The sequence below is a fragment of the Aquibacillus saliphilus genome (genome assembly GCF_020404745.1).
Lineage (GTDB): Bacteria > Bacillota > Bacilli > Bacillales > Amphibacillaceae > Aquibacillus > Aquibacillus saliphilus.
In genome coordinates, this window is record NZ_JAIZAP010000030.1 from 1 (window position 1) to 23,454 (window position 23,454).

At 36.3% G+C, this 23,454-nt stretch carries 20 protein-coding genes; 12 read left to right on the plus strand and 8 right to left on the minus strand.

The genetic code is table 11. The features are described 5' to 3' along the window. Nucleotides 1-239 precede the first annotated feature (239 nt). On the minus strand, nucleotides 240-389 hold the full coding sequence (locus LD272_RS20870) for a hypothetical protein (protein WP_226038538.1): 150 nt from the start codon (nucleotides 387-389) through the stop codon (nucleotides 240-242). A 401-nt stretch (nucleotides 390-790) separates the two neighbouring features. On the opposite strand from LD272_RS20870, the gene LD272_RS20875 reads away from it, so the two are divergent. Together LD272_RS20875 and LD272_RS20880 are read left to right on the plus strand one after the other, a co-directional pair. Beyond that, entirely contained in the window at nucleotides 791-1,588 is a 798-nt protein-coding gene (locus LD272_RS20875) for a TIGR00266 family protein (protein WP_226038539.1), read from the plus strand. Nucleotides 1,589-2,375: 787 nt separating this feature from the next. Beyond that, nucleotides 2,376-3,758 carry a Glu/Leu/Phe/Val family dehydrogenase gene (locus LD272_RS20880; protein WP_226038540.1) on the plus strand — a complete coding sequence of 461 codons (1,383 nt, stop codon included), beginning with the start codon at nucleotides 2,376-2,378 and terminating at the stop codon, nucleotides 3,756-3,758. Between the two features lie 156 nt (nucleotides 3,759-3,914). Here the strand turns inward: LD272_RS20880 and LD272_RS20885 are convergent, their stop codons facing one another. From LD272_RS20885 to LD272_RS20900, 4 genes are read right to left on the minus strand one after another with little or no spacing between them, the layout of a single operon-like run. Next, on the minus strand, nucleotides 3,915-4,151 hold the full coding sequence (locus LD272_RS20885) for a MerR family transcriptional regulator (RefSeq protein WP_439647414.1): 237 nt from the start codon (nucleotides 4,149-4,151) through the stop codon (nucleotides 3,915-3,917). Between the two features lie 35 nt (nucleotides 4,152-4,186). After that, nucleotides 4,187-4,909, minus strand: coding sequence for an exonuclease domain-containing protein (locus LD272_RS20890; protein WP_226038541.1), 723 nt, complete (start codon nucleotides 4,907-4,909; stop codon nucleotides 4,187-4,189). Further along, the gene (locus LD272_RS20895; RefSeq protein ID WP_226038542.1) at nucleotides 4,900-5,874 is read right to left on the minus strand and encodes a DUF294 nucleotidyltransferase-like domain-containing protein; all 975 of its coding nucleotides are present in this window, start codon (nucleotides 5,872-5,874) and stop codon (nucleotides 4,900-4,902) included. Before LD272_RS20895 ends, LD272_RS20890 begins: the two co-directional genes overlap by 10 nt. A gap of 40 nt (nucleotides 5,875-5,914) precedes the next feature. Continuing rightward, nucleotides 5,915-7,183: an ammonium transporter gene (locus tag LD272_RS20900; RefSeq protein ID WP_226038543.1), complete on the minus strand. Its 1,269-nt coding sequence runs from the start codon at nucleotides 7,181-7,183 to the stop codon at nucleotides 5,915-5,917. Nucleotides 7,184-7,610: 427 nt separating this feature from the next. On the opposite strand from LD272_RS20900, the gene LD272_RS20905 reads away from it, so the two are divergent. Next, complete coding sequence (locus LD272_RS20905; RefSeq protein WP_226038544.1) at nucleotides 7,611-8,672, plus strand: NAD(P)/FAD-dependent oxidoreductase; 1,062 nt, start codon at nucleotides 7,611-7,613, stop codon at nucleotides 8,670-8,672. A gap of 112 nt (nucleotides 8,673-8,784) precedes the next feature. Here the strand turns inward: LD272_RS20905 and LD272_RS20910 are convergent, their stop codons facing one another. Then, nucleotides 8,785-9,417 carry a pentapeptide repeat-containing protein gene (locus LD272_RS20910; protein WP_226038545.1) on the minus strand — a complete coding sequence of 211 codons (633 nt, stop codon included), beginning with the start codon at nucleotides 9,415-9,417 and terminating at the stop codon, nucleotides 8,785-8,787. Nucleotides 9,418-9,632: 215 nt separating this feature from the next. Here LD272_RS20910 and cypC point away from each other — a divergent pair, with 215 nt between their 5' ends. Further along, nucleotides 9,633-10,889 carry a CYP152 family fatty-acid peroxygenase CypC gene (cypC, locus tag LD272_RS20915; protein ID WP_226038546.1) on the plus strand — a complete coding sequence of 419 codons (1,257 nt, stop codon included), beginning with the start codon at nucleotides 9,633-9,635 and terminating at the stop codon, nucleotides 10,887-10,889. Between the two features lie 144 nt (nucleotides 10,890-11,033). On the opposite strand, the gene LD272_RS20920 is transcribed toward cypC, so the two are convergent. Then, a complete protein-coding gene (locus LD272_RS20920) occupies nucleotides 11,034-12,254 on the minus strand; it encodes an SGNH/GDSL hydrolase family protein (RefSeq protein WP_226038547.1) in 1,221 nt (406 codons plus the stop codon). A 327-nt stretch (nucleotides 12,255-12,581) separates the two neighbouring features. Beyond that, complete coding sequence (locus LD272_RS20925; RefSeq protein WP_226038548.1) at nucleotides 12,582-13,232, minus strand: hypothetical protein; 651 nt, start codon at nucleotides 13,230-13,232, stop codon at nucleotides 12,582-12,584. 383 nt (nucleotides 13,233-13,615) lie between these two features. Between LD272_RS20925 and LD272_RS20930 the strand changes: the two genes are divergently transcribed. The 8 genes from LD272_RS20930 to LD272_RS20965 all read left to right on the plus strand — a co-directional run bounded on the left by LD272_RS20930 (nucleotide 13,616) and on the right by LD272_RS20965 (nucleotide 23,161). Next, nucleotides 13,616-15,043 (plus strand): sugar porter family MFS transporter, encoded by a 1,428-nt coding sequence (locus LD272_RS20930; RefSeq protein WP_304511991.1) that lies wholly within the window; start codon nucleotides 13,616-13,618, stop codon nucleotides 15,041-15,043. 602 nt (nucleotides 15,044-15,645) lie between these two features. Then, entirely contained in the window at nucleotides 15,646-15,900 is a 255-nt protein-coding gene (locus LD272_RS20935; RefSeq protein WP_226038550.1) for a thioredoxin family protein, read from the plus strand. Between the two features lie 2 nt (nucleotides 15,901-15,902). Beyond that, nucleotides 15,903-17,846 (plus strand): anaerobic ribonucleoside-triphosphate reductase, encoded by a 1,944-nt coding sequence (nrdD, locus tag LD272_RS20940; protein WP_226038551.1) that lies wholly within the window; start codon nucleotides 15,903-15,905, stop codon nucleotides 17,844-17,846. A gap of 34 nt (nucleotides 17,847-17,880) precedes the next feature. After that, nucleotides 17,881-18,534: a 4Fe-4S cluster-binding domain-containing protein gene (locus tag LD272_RS20945; RefSeq protein ID WP_226038552.1), complete on the plus strand. Its 654-nt coding sequence runs from the start codon at nucleotides 17,881-17,883 to the stop codon at nucleotides 18,532-18,534. Between the two features lie 654 nt (nucleotides 18,535-19,188). Next, entirely contained in the window at nucleotides 19,189-19,818 is a 630-nt protein-coding gene (locus LD272_RS20950; RefSeq protein ID WP_226038553.1) for a TetR/AcrR family transcriptional regulator, read from the plus strand. A 98-nt stretch (nucleotides 19,819-19,916) separates the two neighbouring features. Then, nucleotides 19,917-20,885 (plus strand): ABC transporter ATP-binding protein, encoded by a 969-nt coding sequence (locus LD272_RS20955; protein ID WP_226038554.1) that lies wholly within the window; start codon nucleotides 19,917-19,919, stop codon nucleotides 20,883-20,885. 18 nt (nucleotides 20,886-20,903) lie between these two features. Beyond that, nucleotides 20,904-22,034: an ABC transporter permease gene (locus LD272_RS20960; protein WP_226038555.1), complete on the plus strand. Its 1,131-nt coding sequence runs from the start codon at nucleotides 20,904-20,906 to the stop codon at nucleotides 22,032-22,034. Between the two features lie 17 nt (nucleotides 22,035-22,051). Beyond that, the gene (locus tag LD272_RS20965; RefSeq protein ID WP_226038556.1) at nucleotides 22,052-23,161 is read left to right on the plus strand and encodes an ABC transporter permease; all 1,110 of its coding nucleotides are present in this window, start codon (nucleotides 22,052-22,054) and stop codon (nucleotides 23,159-23,161) included. Nucleotides 23,162-23,454: the final 293 nt, after the last annotated feature.

Consider the following 23,454-nt stretch of genomic DNA (forward strand, 5'->3'; position numbering starts at 1 on the left):
TTCTTAGACCCCATTGTTCTTTTTTCTATTTTTCTCTCAAAAGATAAAAACTGAATATTGAAATAATATTTAAATTGAATATAATAAACTCTTGACTTTAATAAATATTTTTAATGCAACACTAGTGTAATTTCCTAGACAAAAATAAAAACGCCTCTCGAGGTAATATCCTATCCTGAAGGCGTTAAAGTCCTGATTTACGATACCAATCAGGAATAATATTAGATTTAATTCTCAACCTAGTGATCTAATCCGATAACTGTAGGTTGTGGTTGGTTCATATCAAAGATTGTCTTTTTCTTCTTACGTGTTCTAAATTTCTCAACCACAGATAAAGTTAAGAAAGTGAAGAATACAGTTGCTGACAACATTATAAGAGATGTTAACATACAAGCATCCCCTTTCCACCTAAAATCCTTCATTTATTAATGAATTCTTCTATATAATACCAAATATAACGAAAAAGTAAATATATATTTTGAAATTCTTTTAAATTCTTTTACATACTTCTTATTTTTGTCATATACTCCAAAAATAAATGATTAAAATGCTATCGAATTTAGGAGCTTTTCTTGCTAAACAACGCCTTCTACATTTTAATTTTTATCAAGTGAAATTATCTTAATTAAATAATATTATACTTAAGTATAGTGTTCATTTTGATGAAGAAGTGATTTAATAAAAGTACTACATATATTGCTTTTACATAATTAAATGTTGTGCAAAAAATATTCCGGTTCTTTTTCTATTAAAGATTGGAATAATTATAATTATGGAAGGGGAGAAAGAAATGAATAACCACGAAATTGATTACAAGTTATACGGTGACGACATGCAGTTTGTTGAGGTTGAGCTAGATCCAAATGAAACGGTAATTGCAGAGGCCGGCGGTTTAATGATGATGGATGAAAACATCCAAATGGAGACAGTTTTTGGTGATGGTTCAGAAGAAAAAGGCGGACTTATGGGGAAGTTACTTGGCGCAGGTAAACGTGTAATTACTGGCGAAAGTCTGTTCATGACTACATTCACGAACGAGGGACAAGGTAAAAAACATGTTTCATTCGCTTCACCATATCCAGGTAAAATAATACCTATGGATTTAAGTGAACTTGACGGAAAATTAGTCTGTCAAAAAGATGCTTTCCTTGCTGCTGCTAAAGGCGTTGCTATCGGCATTGAGTTCCAGAAGAAAGTTGGTGCTGGTTTCTTTGGTGGAGAAGGGTTCATCATGCAAAAACTTGAAGGTGATGGCATGGCATTCATTCATGCCGGTGGAACAATGCACAAAAGAGTGCTTGAACCTGGTGAAACATTACGTGTTGATACCGGATGCCTTGTCGCAATGACTGGCAACATTGACTATAACGTTGATTTTGTTGGCGGTATTAAAACAGCCATGTTTGGCGGAGAAGGACTTTTCTTTGCTACATTAAAAGGCCCTGGAACTGTTTGGATTCAATCACTTCCATTTAGTCGCTTAGCAAGTCGTGTCTTTGCAGCTGCTCCACGTGGTGGCGGAAAAGATAAAGGAGAAGGAAGTGCTGTTGGAGGATTGTTTGATTTACTCGGAGGAGATAGACGGTAATTTATCAAACTTGTCAATTACGTAACCGTTGTTGCTTTTAAATCTATACAACCTCTATAGACTACGACGTAACTTTGGTTAAGATTTAATTCTTCTAGTCTAATTGAATCGAGTGCTATACGATCGCTTCAGCAGAATACTTCGCTTTCCATGGGCACAGCCTCAGCCTCCTCAGAATCAAAGAACGATTCTTCCGGGGTCTTCGGACTCGTGGGACTGCGATTACTCGTCCCATCGAAAACCTTTCGCTGTTCCCATAGGAGTCTTCGTATTCTGCTTTCGCTGAGTAGTGGTGTTCTGATTAGCGAGTACCTATTTACCGTCAATTCAACGTTTTTCGGAGTTCTTCCCACTTGAATAGAAAGCTATTCTAAGCGGAGGAAATACACGAAGACTCCTGCGGGAGGAAAGGCATAGATGAGACCCCGCAGTGCGCAGCGTGAGGAGGCTCACCAGCCACCCGCGGAAAGCGAAGTGTATTTCCGCAGCGCTGATTTAGCACTCATCTTATAAGGAAGTCGCTAAAGTTACGTCGCATTTTCTATCTTTTGTGTAAAAAGCAGCCTTTCTAAAAACTAATACTAAGAATCAAAACAGCTAGAAAAACCTTTCTAGCTGTTTTTTATTTATTTTTTAAATACCAAGAAGCCTTACACCCGCTTCGTTCCGGAGTACAACATATTTAAAAGGTTTAATCTACTCACGATTTAGGTATACCTACTTATGATGGGTGAATATACCATATAAATAATTTTTCATAGTAAATGTTAATCGGAGGAAATAATTCATGACAAGTAAAATGGAATCGGTAATTCAGAAATCTTTGAGCGCATTACTAGATGAGAACATATTCTTACCAAAGCTAAATGGTTCGACAAGACAGAGGGCATACCAATCATTAGTTTCTATCCTTTCTACTCCTAACCACGTCAACAAATCCTTCTTACGTATTTCATTAGAGAATGGCAGAGTAATTCGAATTCCAGCTTTTAGAGTCCAACACAATAATACACTTGGACCGTACAAAGGCGGCATTCGTTTTCATGAGTCAGTCAATGAAGATGAAGTAGTTAATCTTGCTAAACTGATGACTTTAAAAAATGCTCTTCATGATGTTCCCTTTGGTGGAGGTAAAGGTGGCGTCGTCATCAATCCAAGAGAATTTAGTGAAAAAGAATTAAATTTGATCTGTAAAAAATATGTCCACTACTTCAGTGATTCACTAGGAACTGAAAAAGATATTCCTGCACCAGATATTGGTACAGGCGAACGGGAAATGGATTGGATGATGGCAGAGTTTAAATCTATACATCCCGGCGAAACATACCGAGGAAGTTTCACCGGAAAAAGCATCATGAACGGAGGATCCTTAGGTCGGAGAGAAGCAACAGGAAAAGGAGTTTATTATTCCTATAAATACTTGCTATATGACTTTGTAGAAAATAATAAAAGTTTATTGGACAAAAACAGTGATAATCCGTTTGTCCAGACGGCCCTCAGTCATAGAAATCGCGCACTTACAATTGCAGTCCAAGGTTTCGGTAATGTAGGTTCTGTAGCTGCATTAGAAGCGTATCGATGTGCTTACCTACAAAATAAAATCGTAGCTGTCAGTGACCGGAATATCACACTTTACAACGATGACGGATTGGATATACCAGCTTTAATTCATTATACCAATGAACATGAAGGAGACTTACCTACAGATCAAACAGAATTAAGTAAGCATGACATAAAAGCAACCGTCCAAGATCGTGACGATTTACTAGAGCTAGATGTTGACGTACTGTTTTTAGCTGCTCTTGAAGACCAAATTCACACTAAAAATCAAAAAAATATAAAATCAACTATTATTGTCGAGGGTGCAAATGCGCCCATCACTCAAGAGGCTGATAAATATCTAACTGATAATGGTGTACTTATTATCCCTGATATTCTTGCTAATGCTGGTGGGGTAATTGTATCTTACCTGGAGTGGATGCAAGGAAGAGAAACTCAATTTTACAAAGAAGAAGAGGTTTTTGATCTACTTTATGATAAAATGTCGACCACATTCGAAACAGTTTTACCAAAGTTTTTCAGCGATCTATTCTCTCTTAGACAAAACTGTTACAACCATTCCGTTATGAAGCTATCAACTATTTTGTATCGTCAGGGCAAATTATATTAAGATTTAACTTTAAGAAATGTGCAGCATTCATTCCCTTATTGAATGCTGCACATTTCTATTTGATTGAGTCAATTTCCTAATTACAATATCAAGTCATATCCTGGCACCTGATGGCGGTAGATAGGTATTATGAAATGGATTAAATTAGAAATTAAGTCATGATAACATTGCCTTTATCCCCGCAATATTGATCCCCTTATCGATCAACGTTTTTATCTCTCTTAATCGATTTATATCATTGATTGAAAAAACCCTTCGATTCCCTTCATTTCTTGCGGGTTTAATAAGTCCCTGTTCCTCGTAATATCTGATTTGTCTACCTGATAAGTTTGTTAATTCCTTTACTACACTTATTGGGAAAGTCGCTATATCGTCAGGAATATCTTTTCTCAAATCCCCCTTCCCCCCTCTGTATGTGCTGCAATAAACTATTTCAGATTAGCTATCTCTGCATAGACATCTTTCAAATTGCTAAAACCCATTTGCTTTATCCGGTGCACACTTTCTGCCCATAAATCCGCTGTTGCAATTGCATCATATAAGGCATGGTGTCTGCGGTCATTAGTAATACCATAATGAGCGCAACATTCATCCAGGGTAACTAGGTTTGATTCCGGTTCTATTATTCTAGTTAAAAAAGAAGTATCAATAATGCGATGTTGAAAACCCGTCTTAAGTGTCGTCCATGTCGCATGCTTCATAAATTGTTTCTCATGACTTGAATGATGGGCCACCAACGTATCACTTTTTACAAACTGGTAAAAGTCCTTTAACACAGTATAAATTGGTGGTGCGTCCATCAACTGTTCCTTCGTAATACCAGTTAAGCTTTCTATTTCTTTTGACGGAGGGGTTTCGCAGTAAATAGGACTGTAGAAAACCTCATTTTCAAGAACCTTATCTCCCTGCATCTTAACTGCACCAATCGATAACATCCGGTCGCCATTATACGGATAGAACCCCGTCGTTTCAATATCAAACACAGTTATTTTCAGTTCTTCAAAAGGAATTCCCAGAACATCTTGCTTTTTCAATTCACGTTGCAGGTTTCTTAGATAAGCTACCTTGCCTGGATCCGTTCCTGTATAGACATTGGAATTTAACTTTCCTGATATTTGCTTTACGAATTGAAACATTTCATTCATGACCATGTTGAACACTCTTTTTCCATTATTGTTTTTGTTTCCGAAAAAAGTTTATATCCTTTTTTCATCAACTGCTTGAGCTTTTGTTTATCCTCTTTTGTTAATGAGTCAAGGTGAATAAGGTGTACTTCTTGATAATTCTTTGCTTCTTTTTTAAAATAAAGTCGAAAATCAAGCAACTCTATAAAATTATCCTGGTAACTCTTTATAGATGGGTATGCATCAAACGACAACTCTTTAAACCTAGATATTGTTGAAGGCTCGAACATTTCATCCTTTAAAGCTAATAACCTCAAGGCATTAACATAGGGAAAGAAAGCTGTTTGCTTAAGTTGTATCGTTCCGGTATTTTCACCATGTAGTTCAGGCAGTAACTGACCAAAAACGCCTATCCCCTTTTTTATGAAATCTACATTTTCTACTAAACGGAGATATAAACTTGGTTGTTGTCGTAAAACCTGAAACACCTCTGTTTTCAATTCTGTTAAAAAACTCACCTCACCAACCAATACCCTAGAATCAAAAAAGGTAGAAAAATGACGGAGAGACTTCCAGCTCGCTTCATTTAACCAGTCTACTAGTTGGGTCTTCCATCCAGCTATTGACTGACACCAATTTGGATTTGATGACATCACAAGTCCATCACACCGCTCATAACCGACTTCTGCTAAACCATTCGTTATTTCAGTCCCTAACGTTAAAAAATAGAACTGGCAACTGTTACTGCCATCAAAAATGATGCCGTGATCTTGATCGCTCCAAACGGATTGTTCAAACCTACCTGCACTACCCATTAAAAAGAAAGCAAAGGGAGCAGGAGGACTCCCTAACTCACTTTGCACCTTCTCCATAGCCAGTTCTACCGTCTTTTCAATAATTTCATCATGAAGTTCATTTAACTGTTGATGATTCATTGAAACTTCGATTATTTGTTGTTTTCGCCATCTGAATATTTCTGCATAACTATTCAAAGCGTCATCAATCCCCTTATTGCAATCAACAGTTATCTTATTATGCACCTTGTTTATCATTTGGGTGAGGAATATTTTCCGGATAACCGTATCCGCCGTGTTCACTCATGTCAAGACCGATAATTTCTTCTTCTTCAGTAACACGAATACCACCCATTACTTTATCCATAACCTTTAAAATAATGAAAGCTACAATGAATGCATATAAGCCACTAGTTACAACACCCATCGCTTGAACACCTAGCTGCGTAAATCCACCGCCGTAGAATAAACCAGCTTGCCCCCAGCCGATATCAGTAGAGAAAGCAGGCACTGCAAATAGTCCGTTAGCAAGTGTACCCCAAACCCCAACTGTACCGTGAACAGATAGCGCGAAAATCGGGTCATCAATTTTTGCCTTATCAAACATCTTCATACTATATACTACAATCACTCCACCAATCATCCCGATTACAACTGCAGCCCATGGATTAACGAAACCAGCAGGAGCTGTTATTGCTACTAGACCAGCTAGTGCACCATTTAATGTTGTAGGAACATCCGCTTTTCCTGTTAAAGCCCATGCAACAAGCATCGCAGCAACTGCACCAGCTGCAGCAGCTAACTGTGTATTAAGGATAGCAAAACCAAAGAATGCATCAGCAACACCGAATGTACTAGCACCGTTAAATCCAAACCAACCAACCCATAGAAGCAATACACCTAAAGCAGTAAATACTTGGTTGTGTCCTGCAATATCATTTGAAGAACCATCTTTATTATATTTTCCAATCCGTGGCTTAAGGACAATAGTTGCAGCAAGTGCAGCCATCGCGCCTGTTAAGTGTACAACAGTTGAACCAGCAAAGTCTTGCTTACCATGATCAGCTAACCAGCCGCCACCCCAGATCCAGTGTGCAACAACTGGATAAATTAGTGCTGAAAACAATACAGCGAATATAACATAAGCTGATAATTTCGCACGTTCAGCAAACCCACCAAACGCAATGGTTAAAGCTACCAAAGCAAACATCATTTGAAACATAAAATCTACTGCAGGAGATAATCCTTCACCACTAAATGATGCATCTCCATAAAAGAAATTCCCTAAACCAATAAACCAGTTACCGTCACCATAAATAAATCCATACCCTACAGCCCAGAAAACTAAAGAACCAATTCCTGCTGTGAAGATTGTTTTACCAGCAATGTGACCAGCGTTCTTCATTCTAGTCGAGCCTGCTTCAAGTAAAATAAATCCTCCTAGCATAAGTAAAACCAAAAAAGTACCAATGATTACCCAAAGATTATCCATTAAAACTAATTCCATTGATTATCTCCCCTTTTGTGTAATGTGAGTTAACATCACTTGTTAAGTAATAATCTACCATCGTCCAAATTTTCAAACAATTAACTTGTGAGAAAATCTAACAAGGTAATTTAGAGGGTCTTTTTATGAATTCGCTTTCTTATGCATAAGACTAATGTCAAGAAGCTATTGGAGAGAAATAATATTTTTTGAAAATTTAGTTTAATTATCCGAATTATCCTAACAAATCGGCTTTCAATCAATAATTTACCTTTACTAAATGAAATAAATTCATCAATAAATATATCCCTCAAAATTAATGGACCAGCTTATCTGAAATTATCTAGTTTTTCTACAGTATTTTTGTTAATCTTTAAGGTGGAAGATAACGTGGAAGAACTTGCTATTATTTGTTTTTAAACTATATTTAAAAGGATTGGTGTTATCTATGAAAAGATTGGTCATTTTAGGTGGTGGATACGGTGGTATGAAAGTACTGCAAACGTTAATGGAAACTGGGATATCAGGTAGCATCCAAGTTACTCTAATTGACAGAAACCCGTATCACTCCCTAAAAACGGAATTTTATACGATTGCTGCCGGTACATCAGCTGATAAGGACGTACGGGTTGAATTTCCAATACATGATCAAATAGAAAGGGTTTATGGTGAAATTGAACAGATCGATACAATAAATCAACAAATTATCTTTCTAGACAGAAGTGAATCCATTCCTTATGATTACTTAGTTATTGGTTTAGGTTGCGAGGATAACTATCACGGCGTTTCAGGAGCAGTCGAGTTCACAAATAGTGTTCAAACAATCTCTAAGGCTAGACATGCAGGCTTAGCAGTTGGAGAGGCAAGCGCGTACGGAAAAATATCCGTTGTTGGAGCTGGATTGAGTGGGATTGAGGTCGCTTCTGAGATAAGAGAAAGTAGACCAGATCTTAATATTCGCTTATTAGATCGCGGCTCATCGGTACTAAGTGCTTTTGAACCAAAAGTCCAAGAATATGTAGAAGAATGGTTTGAAAAAAATGATGTTGAAGTAATTCACAATGCCAATGTTGAATATGTAGAGAAAGATGGCGTATGTAATAATGGCATTTGTTATGTTAATGATGTAACGATATGGACAGCTGGGGTACGTCCAAATCATTTAATCGAGGATCTTCCATTTAAAAAAGATCCCCAAGGTAAAGTCATCCTAAATGATTACCTGCAAGTCCCATCACATACCAATGTTTATGTAGTCGGGGATTGCGCCTCATCAAATTACTCGCCCAATGCGCAATTAGCTGGGAAACAAGGTGAACAAGTCGGAGACGTATTAGTTGCTGTATTATATAACCGAGTACTCCAAAAGCCCGGCCCGATTAAATTAAAAGGACAACTTGGCTCATTAGGTAAATCCGATGGCTTTGGCAATATGTATAAACAATCAGTTACTGGATTGTTGCCACGCTTAGCTAAGACTGGGGTTCTTTGGTTAAACAGAAGACATTAATAATAAGTAGCATGCATACTAATTCTTTAAGAAAAACTCTACATTCGACAAGAATCTATTAGGGGCCGAATGTGAGTTTTTCTAATGCACTAAACCCCTAAGTAGTGGCTCGTTACTCCTTAATAACCAAACCAAGTAATCTAGCAAAGCCTATTGCCTGGTCGGGTGAGACTTCACATCCCTCTAATTCGGCAAAAGTTACCATCAGTTCGTCAAATCGACAACTACTCAAGTCCATACCTTTTAATGGCGCATTAGAAAAATTAGCCCCATTTATTTCACTATCTTTAAACTCCACTTTTTGAAACGCACACTCATAGAAATCACCATTGTTTAAGGAACAATTTTCAAATTTGACCTGTTTTAACTTTGAAAAGCCAAACGAAGACAAATTACCATGACATTTATCAAATAGGACATTTCCTAGTGTCGTTTCAGATAGATTAATACCGAGCATTTTTGATCCTTTGAATTCTACTCTATGTATTATACCCCCACTAAAATCCGCGTTGGACAAATCACAGTCCTCAAAAATAACATCAGTTAATTCTATCTTTCTAAATATGACATTCTCAAAAGTGACGTTCTTAAAAACAACTTGGTCAAAAGTGACACGATCAATCTCTTCTTCAGTTATGGAACAGTCACTTATTATACATCTGTCAAAAATAGGCTCATCTTCTACTTCAAACCTCTTCACTGGTAAATCAGATGGGATTTTGGGTTGTTGAACACTTTTCGCCATTAGGATAAACCTCTTTCCTTCGACTATTTCTCTTAAAAACACTATTCATTTAGTAATTCGCTTGATAAATAAGCTTTCTTATTCGCATTTATAACAAGAGACAATCTGTGCATAATATCTCTTAGACAAATCATTATAAGCCATCTCTTAAATAATTGCATTTTAAACCTTAAAATATATCAGCTAATTAACTAGAAGAAGGAGAAGATGAAACAATGGCACTTAATGAACATATTCCTCACGATAAAAAACTAGACAATAGTCTGACACTGATGCAAGAAGGATACTTATTTATCAGTAATAGGGTTGAACGCTATCATTCAGATATATTTGAAGCCCGTTTAATGGGGCAACGGGTAATTTGTATGAGCGGTGCTCAGGCAGCGGAAATTTTTTATGATGATAAGAAATTTCAACGAAAAGGCGCTGCACCTAAACGAGTACAAAAGACTTTATTTGGTGAAAATGCGATTCAATCAATGGATGATGATGCACACATTCACCGTAAGCTTCTTTTCATTTCATTGATGACTCCACCACAACAAGAGCGATTAGCGTCGATGGTAATGGAGCATTGGACTGCTTCTATAACAGAATGGCAACGTGCAGATATGGTGGTATTATTTGAAGAAGCAAAAGATATTCTGTGTAAAGTTGCTTGCAGATGGGCCGGGGTTCCATTAAAAGAATCGGAAATAAAAGAACGGGCAGACGACTTCATCGCAATGGTCTATGCATTTGGTAAAGTTGGACCAGAGCACTGGAAAGGCAGAAGAGCAAGAACCAGAACGGAAGCTTGGATAAAAGGAGTAATACAGGATGTCAGAGATGGCAAACTCGTTGCGAGTGAAGGTTCCGCGTTATATGAAATGGCTTTCTATAAAAAAATTGACGGCAGTCAGTTGAATACCAAAATGGCAGCAGTAGAACTGATCAATGTACTTCGGCCGATTGTAGCAATCGCAACATTCATCACTTACTCAGCTTTAGCCTTACTAGAACATCCAGAGAATAAAGACAAGCTTCGATACGGAACTAGTGAAGATTATCAAAGATTTGCCCAAGAAGTAAGGCGTTACTATCCATTTGGCCCCTTTCTCGGCGCAAGAGTGCGTAATGGCTTCATATGGAAAGACTGCAAGTTTAAAGAAGGCATGCTAGTATTGCTCGATATGTATGGTACAAATCATGACGCTCGTCTTTGGGACAATCCAAACCAATTCCGGCCAGATCGATTTAAAGAATGGCAAGGCAGCTTATTTGATTTTATTCCCCAAGGCGGAGGCGATCCCGCTAAAGGACATCGTTGTCCCGGTGAAGGTATTACTGTAGAAGTAATGAAAAAAAGCCTAGATTTTCTAGTAAATAAAATTGATTTTGAGATTCCGAATCAGGATTTGAACTACAGCTTAGATGAAATGCCGACATTACCAAAAAGCGGCTTTATCATGAGCAATATTAAAGGTAAGTAATTCTAATGGGACAAGAGGGAACTTAGTTTGGGTGGGTACCTCTCGTCCCTGATATTACTCAGATTCCATTTTTCCAAAAGAGTTTATCACTAATCCATTTTAGTCAAATTCCATTAACAGCGTTCTCTTTAAGATACTTCCTCATCAGAATGATTTGAAGTAAGAAAGATCAACAGTCTCAGCCATTATCTTATATCCGGCATCATTGGGATGTAAATGATCTCCTGAATCATATTTCGGAAGAAAGCGCTCAGGATCTTCGGGATCCCTGAGTGTTTTATCAAAGTCTATCACTCCATCAAACTCTCCACTATTTCTAATCCAGTCATTTACCTCCTGACGTGTTTTTTCACCTTTCGATGTGTACATTCCTGAACCTTTAAAAGGAGTTAAAGTCCCACCGTAAATTTTAAGTCCTTGATCATGAGTAGCGTTGATGATTTCACTCATTCTCTCAATGATTTTTTCTGGATTATAATCTGGATGATGTCTAATATCATTTAATCCTTGGTGTAAGATTACTGCTTTGACACCTGTTTGTCTGAAAACATCTCGATTCAGCCTCGAAAATGCATTTTCACCTTTTTTAGGTTCACTGTTGATTATTTGATTGGCAGAGATTCCTGCGTTCAACACAGACATATTAATATCCGATGTGTCCTGAAATCGTTTCGCTAAAAAATCAGGCCATCGATGATTGGCATTTAATGTCGAATGATTTCCGTTCGCAATAGAACTTCCCAATACAACAATGGCTCCTTTGACAGAAGGGTTTGGTATTACGTCCACCCCGTCCAACCAAAACCATGCTTCTTCTTTTTTAAAGGTTGAATCATTGGTGTCCGAAACACGGTTTCCTGATGAAATATAAGTATTTTGCATAGAATGTGGATGCCATGTTGTCGGTCCCGTATCATCGTCAACATAAAGACTTACCGCAAGCTCCTCTTGACTGTTAACCTCAAAAGAGATCGGATCACTAAATTCTTTTTTCCCAGGAGCGATTGTTACCTCCTGTTCCCCGCCAAATGTAACCTGTTGGTCTGTTTCGGGAATAATCTCAGATCCATTTTTTGAAACTGCTACATGTACCTGTTTGATAGATAAAGGGGCCGAACCAAATGTATTGGCTAAACGAATGCGCATTTTTTTGCCGGCTATTTGAGGATGGATAATTAATCGAATGGTTTGATTTTCAAAACCTTTATGAGAAACTCCGTCTTCAAAAGGGGATTGCATACTTGCAGTCCAAGTGCCTATCCAATTTCCTTTATCATGCACTTCGCTTGAAGATTGCCACTCCCTAATGCCGTATATGCTAAAGATAATAATAAATGTGATAAAAACATATAATAACCGTTTCATACTATTCTCGCCCTTCCTATTGATTAGGTAGGTTATTGCTCCCATATAAGATTAATTCGATATGTGAATCGTTTTTACTGCTGTCATTTTAGCATTAATGACATTTTTCATTTCGAATACTTTAAAGACTGTAACGTTTCGCATGAATGTTCAATTACTTTTGGCGGTTGAATTTTTCAATAGAAGCCCTCTTATGAAGTCTAATGTGTAATGTAGTCAGGGAAATCATAATGATTTTAGATCCCAGATATTAAATTTGCAAATCATCAGTTCAATTCCCTAAATTAAAAGTACTGCCCAATAATTTGGACAGTACTTCCCTTCATTTTATACGTGATCGTCCATGGCGCTTATATTATCCATATGACTTGCTATCATGGCTATGATGGTACTTGCTTCTTCCTTACTAAACATAAAGCTTGTTTCATCTTTTAACAAATCCTCATCATCTGTCCATATACGGTTAATTCTTTTTAATACACCATCACCCGTCTCTTGGGCAACCCCGAACTGATAAGATACTTCCACTTCGTTTTCTAGGTAATACGCGGTCACCTCTGGAGTTTCCCATTCTATATCAATATCGTCTATTAATAACTCCTCTTCAATCTTGTTTGAATCATGATCATCCGTTTCAACTTCAATTATTTCGTCTTCGATAAAATCATCATCCATATAAATATGCAAACTTTCATGGACAGTATCAATAATATCCTCTATATCTGGCAGGACTACCTTACTGACATGACCAAGATCCGCTTCAAAAGATGGAGTATAGAATTCTTCATTATACGGATCAAACAGGATTGTACAAAAATAATCTCTTTCTGCTTCTTCACTATCAATGAAGAAGTCTATCCTCGGATGTTTCGCTCCACGTTCAATTGACATATTTCCTTCTTTATCATATTTACTACAAATCGAATTTAGACTATCTCCCAACTCACCACAAACTCTGTCAAACCATTCTAAATTCATAAAATTCCCACCTTTCAAAAGTTATCACCCTTATTATGACCAGCAAATAAGAATCTATTTTTCCGTTGTATTTTATTTTGAGTTAATCCCTTAATTTTACTATTAGGTGATTTTCACATTTCACAAAATAGTCTAGATTTTAACAAGAATTTAAAGAAGAAAGCGCTATAAAGTAAGGGGTTTCATGATAAGTTGAATGTACATTACATTGTAAAAACAATAATGAAAACGAAAACATGAACACGATTACAGGAAAAGCAAAACAAACTTGGCTAGATTTATGTTAAACAGCAAAAAATGTTAGTAAATTGGCAAATTAAAACCACATATCTGTACTTTTTGTGCTGATATGTATGCAACTCAAGAATAGGAGGAGAATTACAATGTTACAAAAACATTCATCATGGTATGTTATTTTAATAGCAATTGCAGCAGGTGTAGCAGGGTTAATGTACGGTTTTGATACAGCCGTTATTTCGGGGGCAATTGGTTTTCTAGCGGAACGGTATAATTTATCTCCAAGTATGCAGGGGTGGGTCATTTCCTGTGTTATGATCGGCGGAGTACTTGGTGTTGCACTGTCTGGTTTCTTAAGTGATAAATACGGCCGAAAAAAAATCATGTTCTTATCAGCAATACTATTTATCATTTCTGCATTAGGATCTGCTTTTGCAACAGGGGTTACTATGTTAGTTTTTGCTAGAATTATTGGCGGTTTAGGGATTGGCTTTGCTTCTGCCTTGTCTGTTACCTATATTAGTGAGTGTGCGCCACCAGCAATCCGTGGTAGACTTGGCTCTCTTTATCAATTATTTACTATCATCGGAATAAGTGCTACCTTTTACATTAACTATGGTGTAGCGAACAGTGGTACATATGCATGGGGATTAGAAGAAGGCTGGCGTTGGATGCTTGGTTATGGTGTATTTCCGGGGTTAATCTTTTTTATCCTGTTATTCTTTATCCCGGAAAGTCCAAGGTTTTTAATGCAAAAGGGACGGGACTCTGAGGCGTTTCAAACCCTTAAGCGAATCAATGGAGAAATAGTTGCTAAACAAGAAACAAAAGAGATAAAAGCATCCATTGAAACAGAGCACAATACTTCTATAAAACAATTATTGAAGCCTGGTTTGCGAATGGCTATGGGGGTTGGGATTTTTCTTGCACTGTTTAACCAAGTGATCGGTATGAATGCGGTAACATACTATGGTCCAGATATTTTCCGGATGGTTGGCTTTGCAAATAATACGGAGTTCTTGGCAACAAGTATTATAGGTAGTGTGCAGGTAGTCTTTACAATTGTAGCACTTCTGTTAATTGATAAAGTTGGAAGAAAGAAATTGATGGCAGTTGGTTCAAGTTTGATGGCAGTTTTTATGGTGCTTATTGGAAGTGTATTCTACTTTGAACCTGCGAATAGTGGTCCATTACTAATTGTATTTATAGCTGGTTTCACTGCATCTTTTTGTGTTTCGATGGGTCCAATTCCTTGGATTATGATTCCAGAAATTTTCCCAAATCATTTGCGCGCTAAAGCTGTTGGTATTGCTACTATGTTCTTATGGGGGGCAAACTGGGCAGTTGGACAGTTCACGCCAATTCTCATTAATAACATGGGCGGGGCATTTACATTCTGGATGTTCGCAATAATTAACGTGATTTGCTTCACCTTTGTAATGACAATTGTTCCAGAAACGAAAAATAAATCACTCGAACAAATTGCACAAATCTGGAAACCAAAAAATATTAATGCAACAGAATTTAAAAATGAATTTCAAAAAGATCTAGTCACAAGTGATGTCAGTAAATAATGGCTGCAGACAGCTTTAAGAACTGTTGAGTTAGGATACATTATACGTAGAAAATGTTCGATACATTAAGCAACAAAAATAAACTACTTTTAAACTTACGCACGCCTTGGTGAACTAGCCAAGTGCTGAGCAGGAGCTTTCATCCATTGGGTGAAGGCTCCTTTACTTTTATGTAATACCATTTTTCAAGTTCTAGAAATTATACTGAATTTAACTCCAAAACCTGAATGTGATCTTGATAAAATATTGTCATTCCCTTAACGTTGTAAATCCACTTCCTGACGCCACCTCTGTCTTCAAAGCTACCATGGATGTTGAGTGAACTATAGCCCAATTGTAAAACGCCGTCCCGTTTTGGGTGGTTTATAAAAGGTGACCACTTACTTTTTGACATGCGTGTACAAAATATGAAAGGAGTAATCTTTTCCTCTGTTTTTATTTAGTTCTCCTTCTCGGTTTTTCTTTTTCCTTCGTGCCCTATTTTTCATTCTTGTTTGTTTTTAATCACCTAAATCAATATATAGTGATTTTTGTCACATATAAAAACCATATATAGTGTTAATGTAAATTGTGATAATTGAAAGAAGGTGAATGTGCTGACAATGAAACTATTAAAATTTGAAACTGCTACTTGTCCGAAATGTGCTGTTGTTTCCAATTTTTTAATGCAGCAAAGTGTGACATTTGACGTTATTGATGCTGAAAAAAAGCGAGAAATGGCAAATAGCTATCAAATTATGTCGGTGCCAACAACAATTTTAATAGCTGATGATCGAACGGAATTGGCACGAAGCATTGGGGTTAATCCCACAGAATTAATGAACATGGTACATACATTCAAAAAGGGAGAGAGATGAGAATGTTTAAGAACACGGAACAAATTATCCAAAAATTTATATCGGCTGCAGAAGATAAACAATCCGATTACCTGAAACACGAAAATAGCAACTATGTCTATTCACTCCCATTGTTGCGTCACAATTTGAATAATCATGTAGAAGAGGAATTTTTATTTGCCCATGTACTTCCACCTGAAATAAAGGAGTTGTATGATGAGGGGGTTGTCTATGTTCATGACAAACAGCTAGCACCTTATTGCGTTTCGATTAGCTGTATGGATATCGCATCCAAGGGAATCCCTTCCCTTGCTAAAAATATGATTTCATCGAAGCCAACAAAACGCTTATCAACCTTGATTAGACATTTTAGCAATGTGGTCACCTTAATTTCGCAGCAAGTTTCGGGTGCAGTGATGTTAGCACAACTGTCAACAATCGCTGCCTCTTACTTGCATGATGAAGAACAACATGGTTTCACATACACAGGTGATGAATTGAAACAACTATTTCAGAGTTTAATGTGGGAATTGAACATGCCACTTCGTTCAGGTGCACAAAGTAGTTTTTCCAATATTACACTGGAATTCGGGAAACCATCTGAAGAAATCAAAGATGAGTATGTCGTGATTGGTGGTGAATTACGTTTTATTCAATACAAAGATATTCCAAGCACCTATTTTGATCACATTAACCAGGCGATTATCGATGTGATGAGCGAAGGAACAGGTAGCCATGGTATCCCGTTCACTTTTCCACTTTTAACCGTGCAAATCGATGATCGATTTAATTATGAGAACACACTGTTTCTAGAGCTTTTGGATAAAATGTACAATTGGGGTGGTGTTTATTTTGAAAACTTCAAGACCAAACCATTTGAAGATCCTTATTATAAGCAATTGAATCCATTGCTTCAGGCAAAAGATCCAGAAGTGAGCCGCAGTTTGTGTTGCCGCCTGCAAATTAATCTAGAAACACTATCAAAGGCAGGTGGCGGCGTGTTTGGTTCTTCTACAGGTTCAACTGGCGCAGTGCAAGTATTGAACCTGAATATGAACCGCATGATACTAGAGTTCGGTCATGATATTCATTTATTAAAAGAAAAAATACGGAACTACATGGAAATCATGCAGAAAGCCCATATGGCGAAACGAAACTGGATTGAACATAATAAAGAATTGTATCCGACCTTCTTCGCCTACAACGATAATCTGAAAAACTATTTCAATGTTTTTGCCATCACTGGTATGAATGAAGGTTTAGTTAATTTGGGTTATCCTGAAGGAATCAAGAGTGAAAAAGGTAAATTACTAGCTCATAAGTTGATGCAATATATAACTGAAATCATCAATGAATTTATCGTCAGGGATAAAGTTGCTTGTGGTGTTGAATATGCACCAGCTGAAAATGCTGCGATAAAACTTGCACGTCATGATGTGAAGTGGGCAGAGAAGATAGGTCGCGATATTTTTGTTCAAGGTGAAGGAGAAAATCCATATCTGACAAGCGGTTGCATGACTTCATTTTCCGAGGAGAACTTTTTAGAACAATTAGAAAATAGTGCAGAATTTCAGGGGTATGCCACTTCCGGAAGTGTCCTCCATCATTTTCTTGAATCTAAAGTCTCCTCAGAAGGACTAGCCCGTTATTTGGATAAAATTTTTGAAAAACCGATCAACTATATCACCTTGACGCCAACGATTACGTCTTGTATGAGCTGTGGGCAAAAGATCATTGCTGAAGACTCTAAAAATATTCATCAATGCCCAACTTGTCAGTCAACAGATATCGCTACCTTTAGTCGGGTGATTGGTTACTTAAAAATGATTGCACGTAACAATATTCAAGTTGATGAAAAGGGCTACTATGGAGGGAAACACAATTTCTGGTCAAAAGCAAGAAGGCATGACTGGACCGGACGCCATCGCCTTAAAGAAGATACAATGAAGGTGGTGGTTCGTCAGTAAGGCTGGCTATTCCGGTTTTAACTGGCGGTATAGGATGAAATTTTATCAAAACTTTATTCGAACCTTTAACGATTTGCCCGATCATACAACCTTATTGGTGCATTCTTTATCGAGTTGTCCCTTCCATTGCTTTGGTTGTCATAACTATGATGAGATTATTGCTCATACACCCAAGGAATATAAGACGACGGATGATTTGTTTTTCTATTTGGAAAAAAGCGGATTTTTATTTGATGCGATTATGTTTAGTGGTGGGGAGTTTCTAATTGACAATATAAATGATATTTGTGATGTACTTCAACAGACGAGGGAATCATTTCAGGGCAAAATCATTGTGACAACAAGCGGGCTTTATCATGATAAAGTAAAAAAACTCTATGAAGAAGAGCTTGTAGATGGCGTCCATATTGATATGAAATTACCTTATCATGCCTTAGATGTTAAAGCAGATCAGCAAGTATTTCAAGATGTATTGCGGGTTAAACCTTCCCGAAAGATGGTGCAAAATTTACTGGCCAGTATCGATCTAGTCATTGCACATAATTCACAGGCTGATCAAGTTCGTACAGTTAAATATCCCATCCTTGACGACGTGTTTTTTCAAGAAATCAGAAGCTATGTTGAGAAGCGTAAAATATATTTTCAAAGCAAAGTACCCTATTTCTTGAATGAATTCTTATATATATGAATCTTGTGGATCGTGTTATAGCATTTTGGAAATTTGTTCCTTAGTACAATAAAGCGTTTCGGTCACGGGAAAACCGATGGGTTTATGAAGCTTCTCATGAGTTGAATAAAACTTGCGAGAAGCTCATTTTTCAGCTTTTTGGTATGAGCAGCGTTCAGTCAGCTGACCCGTTTTGAGATTAAGTCGATTACATTGAATTTTTCTATTTCTTCACTACCTATAATCCCAATTCACATTAGTCATTCATAAAATAACTAAAAAATGTCTGCTAATTCTTTAATAGCAGACATTTTTTAGATTAAATTTTTTTAATGCCAGATCCAGAGGAAGGGATGGACTCTTTTACTTTATCAAGTTGAATAGAAGGTAATAGTGTTTCAAGACTTTTCAAACTCGAATGAGCTTTTTTAGGCATGAAGGAGATTGTCAAAGACTGCGATTATTTGGGGTGCACTGATTAAACTTTCTTCATAACACAATATCTTTCTATAAGAACTAAAATGCTCACATCCAAATATTCATCATATTCCCCTCTCCTCATTGATCCCCTTTAAAAATGCTATTCAAGAACAAAATAGCTGTTGACATATAAATAATTTCACATTAAAATCAAACTAAACAGTACAGTTTTATTTTAAAGGAGCTATAAACTACATGACGAAGTTATCTTCTAGAGCATTAAAGAAAAAAGAACAAATACAATTAGCTGCACAGCGATTGTTTTTGGAAAAGGGATTTTCAAATACCAGTATGGATGCTATAACAAAGGAGGCTGGGGTATCAAAACAAACGGTTTATAGTTATTATAAAAGTAAAGAAGACTTACTCTATGATGTATTTCAAAGTTTAATTGGGGAGATTGATATTGAAAATAAATTTAAGCTAACTCAAAACATCGAAATAAACACTATTGACGAGTTAACAACGCTCTTGAAAATGGTTGCTGAGAAGATTAGTGAAAGTTTAGTACAGCCTGAATATTTGGGGATGACAAGGATAATATTAGCAGAAATGGCTTATTTCCCTCAACTCGGAGAGTTATTTAAAGAGGCAGTCCCAACACAAGTTATAGGTACAATCAGAAACATTCTTTCGCAAGCAAATAAAAAAGATGTGATCAAAATAAAAGAAGCAGATACGGATGTTGTTGCGCGTATGCTAATCGGACCGTTGCTAACATATATCCTATTAGATGGTTTGTTAGTACCAAAGTATCAAGTGACTATACCTAGTCGCGAAAAAATAGCATCTATTATTCACTACTTTATAAAATCAATCCAATAAAAATACTATTCACATTTAAGCCCTTTAATATAAGGGTTTACCATTTTTCTATAATCAAACCAAACTGTACAGTATTATTATTAAAAGGAGTGTTTTACATGGATAATAACAAACTGATTGAGGAAAAGTTTGTCGTTGAAATTAACAAGGTAGACTTAATCTTTAATAAAAATAGTAAAAAAGAATTTAAAGCACTAGAAAAACTAGATATAAAAATAAGAAATGGTCAAATATTTTGTCTCTTAGGGCCTAATGGATCAGGAAAAACAACGACAATAAACCTTATTAATGGTTTGTTAGAACCAACCCATGGAGATATAACAGTATTAGGAATGAAACCTAGTAAGTCAAGGAAAACCGTCCTTCGAAAGATTTCCTTGGTACCTCAAGAAACTGCATTATACAATGATTTAACTGCTAGAGAGAATTTGCTGTTTCATGCTCGATATTATGGTGTTAATCGAAAATATATTTCCAAAAAGGTAGATGAAGTATTAGGCATTGTCCAACTAAAGAATAGACAGAATGATAGAGTAGGAACTTTTTCTGGAGGAATGCAAAGAAGATTAGCATTAGCACGAGCGTTATTAACAGAACCAGAAATACTATTACTAGATGAACCGACATTGGGCGTTGATGTGCAATCAAGAAATGCCATTTGGGAGCAGATCCGCACACTTGCTTTAGAAGGAAAAACTGTTATCTTAACAACAAATTACATGGAAGAAGCTGAAGCACTTGGGGAGCAAGTATTGATTATCGATAAAGGGAAGCCAGTGAAATCAGGGTCTCCAAATGAATTAAAGAGGTATATTGGTCAAAAACAGATGATCATTCACTTTACTGATACAACATATGCCAAACAGGTATATGACTATATAGCTAAAGATTACGACGTAACATTTAAAGGAAACCAACTTAATGTGAATACGAATACATTAAATATTCAATTTCAACTTTTACAACAATTAAGCAAGTATGAGAAGCATATGAGTCATCTTGATTATAGTGAGCCAAATCTCCAAGATGTTTTCCTTCATTTTACAGGGAAAGAATTAAGAGATTAAAGAAAGGAGTGAACACGATTGTTTCATTCTATATTAGCCATCGTATGTAAGGATCTATTATTAATCATTCGTAAACCAATGTTTTCTATTATAAGCCTATTGGTTCCTTTACTATTTATTATTTTTTACGCATTAGTCATTCATACTTCATCCACTAATCCTATTGTTATCGCCAATCATTCAGAAGGACCTTACACGGACCGCTTTATTGATATTTTACAAGAAATAAAATCAGTAGAGGGACCTTATTTAGAAATCATCACATTAGATTCTGAATTGGCTTTTGAAAAATACAATAATAGACAAGTCGATGCCTTATTAGAAATTCCTAAATCGTTTGAGAAAAATCTTAGTACAGGTAAGCAATCAGCGTTAAAGTTAAAAGTATTTAATATTAATTCAGATGGAACGAAGAACTATCAACTACGAATTGATCATGCTCTTTATGAATTTCATAAGAGCTTAAACGAGGAATCGATTATTTCAACCAATGAAGATATGACTTTTGTGCAGGATACCCCAATGAAAAGTTATGTCAGCACGGGGTTGCTTATTTTCTCAGTCTTATTAACTTCAATGGTAAGTACAGGGACTTTAATGGCAAGAGAATGGGAAGAACGAACTGCTAAATCAATAGTTTTAACTCCTAAAGGTTTTTTACCTTTGATTGTTGGAAAATGGGTTACAGCCTTTCTAGTCACCGTTGTAAACACCGTATTAGTTCTACCGTTGCTTTATATACTTTTAGGTTATCCAATTGGCCAAATGACTACTTTGGTTTGGTTTTACTTATTGCTTTTCTTTTTGTACGGGAGTGCTGCGGGTGTATTACTTGGAGTCTTATTTAAAAAGACGTTGCCTATTGTACCAATTAGTGTCGTGATAGGAATGAGTGAATTTTTAGTAAGTAGTCTAGAATCTTACATCAGAGGTTTTGCTCATGGAGGAATGACAGAGTGGTTGTGGCGGTTAGGTAGTTGGTGGCCTAGTTCAGAAATAATTGATACAATCCGTTTTACCGTTGAAGGCTTCGAGCAAATAGCAATAAACTGGGGAGCGTTATTCTATATGGCATTGTGGGTAGGACTTATGATAATAATTGCTTTAATTAAATTGAACAAACAACTTTCCTTTACCCAGGGACAATAAATTCGGGAGGCATTTATATGAAAAAGTGGCAAGCAATCTTAGCTATTCATAACCGAAATATGAAAATTTTAATAAGACAAAAACAAATGTTAATTCAACCCATTATTGTTCCGCTTGTATTACTCTTTTTAATGGTGGTTATATTTGGAGGGGGAGGAGACAACTGGCCTGTTGTGATCGCTGATGAATCAAAAAGTGTAGAATCACAAGCACTAATGGAGGCATTTAAAAATAGTGAGTCCAATATCACTCCATATTTTGATTTAATTGAAATGAACCCTTATGAAGCTGAAAAAAAAGTTTCTGAAGGAAGATTACATCTTTTCATTAAAATACCTGATAATTTTGTAGAAAGTAAAAATATTGAATTAAAAACCTACAATATAAACAGTGATGCTATGAAGAATGTTCGTTTAAGAGTAGAACATGCGTTAAACAAATATTTCGAACAACAAGGTGAACTAAAGGTCATATCACATCAAGTGACAGAACAACCTAATGATGTTTGGCGTTCAGCATTTTATGGAGGAAGTAGCGTTCTGTTAACTCTATTTTTAGGTTCCATGATCATAGCAGCCAATTTACATGCTTTTGATCATGAAAACCGAAGCGTAAAAGAAATTATTTTGACTCCAACTGGATCAATAACGGCGGGACTTGGTATTATCCTAACGTCAGTATATGTGAGTTTGATCATTTCATTAATTCCATTAACTTTGTCGATATTATTCTTACATTTTGATTTTCATTTTTATAATATATTACTTGTATATCTATCCATTATTCCTCTATTAATTGGTTGCGCTGGAATCGGCCTCCTACTAGGAGCATGCTTTAAACAGTATCGTGTATTGCAACCATTGATTATTTTAATCGCTATTGGAACGTATATTATTGGCGGTGGTTTTGCGGGCGTAAATATGCTGATGCCATTAGCACGAGAAATAGCGAATATATGGATTTTTTCCGTTATATTTGAATGGTTTAATCCTGTCATTCATAACTTTGCAATTAGCTTTTCATTCAGACAATATACCTTTCTTCTTTTAGCTGGTATTCTAGGTTTCCTTTTCACTTTTATTGCGTATAGGTTTAAACTTAGAAATTCAATTTTTGGTGGGCAATAAACTGACGTGCGTTGGACTACCCTCGGCTAAGTAGACAGTGGAAATATAAAATTGATCTAAGCGGATTTATCTCTATATTCCTAGGGCTGAGGCCGTTTTAATGAGGCGCCACTTGCAATCCCTTAGACATTTTATCCCCCCTTCAAGTAATTGTGGAGAGCCTAAGATGTCTACAAAACGCAAAAAGTCCCTTGAGAATTCTCAAGGGACTTTTTAAATAAAAATAATATTTTTATTCTTTTGAAACTGATTATCAACATCACTCTAACGCCGCAAACATATTTATGATAATT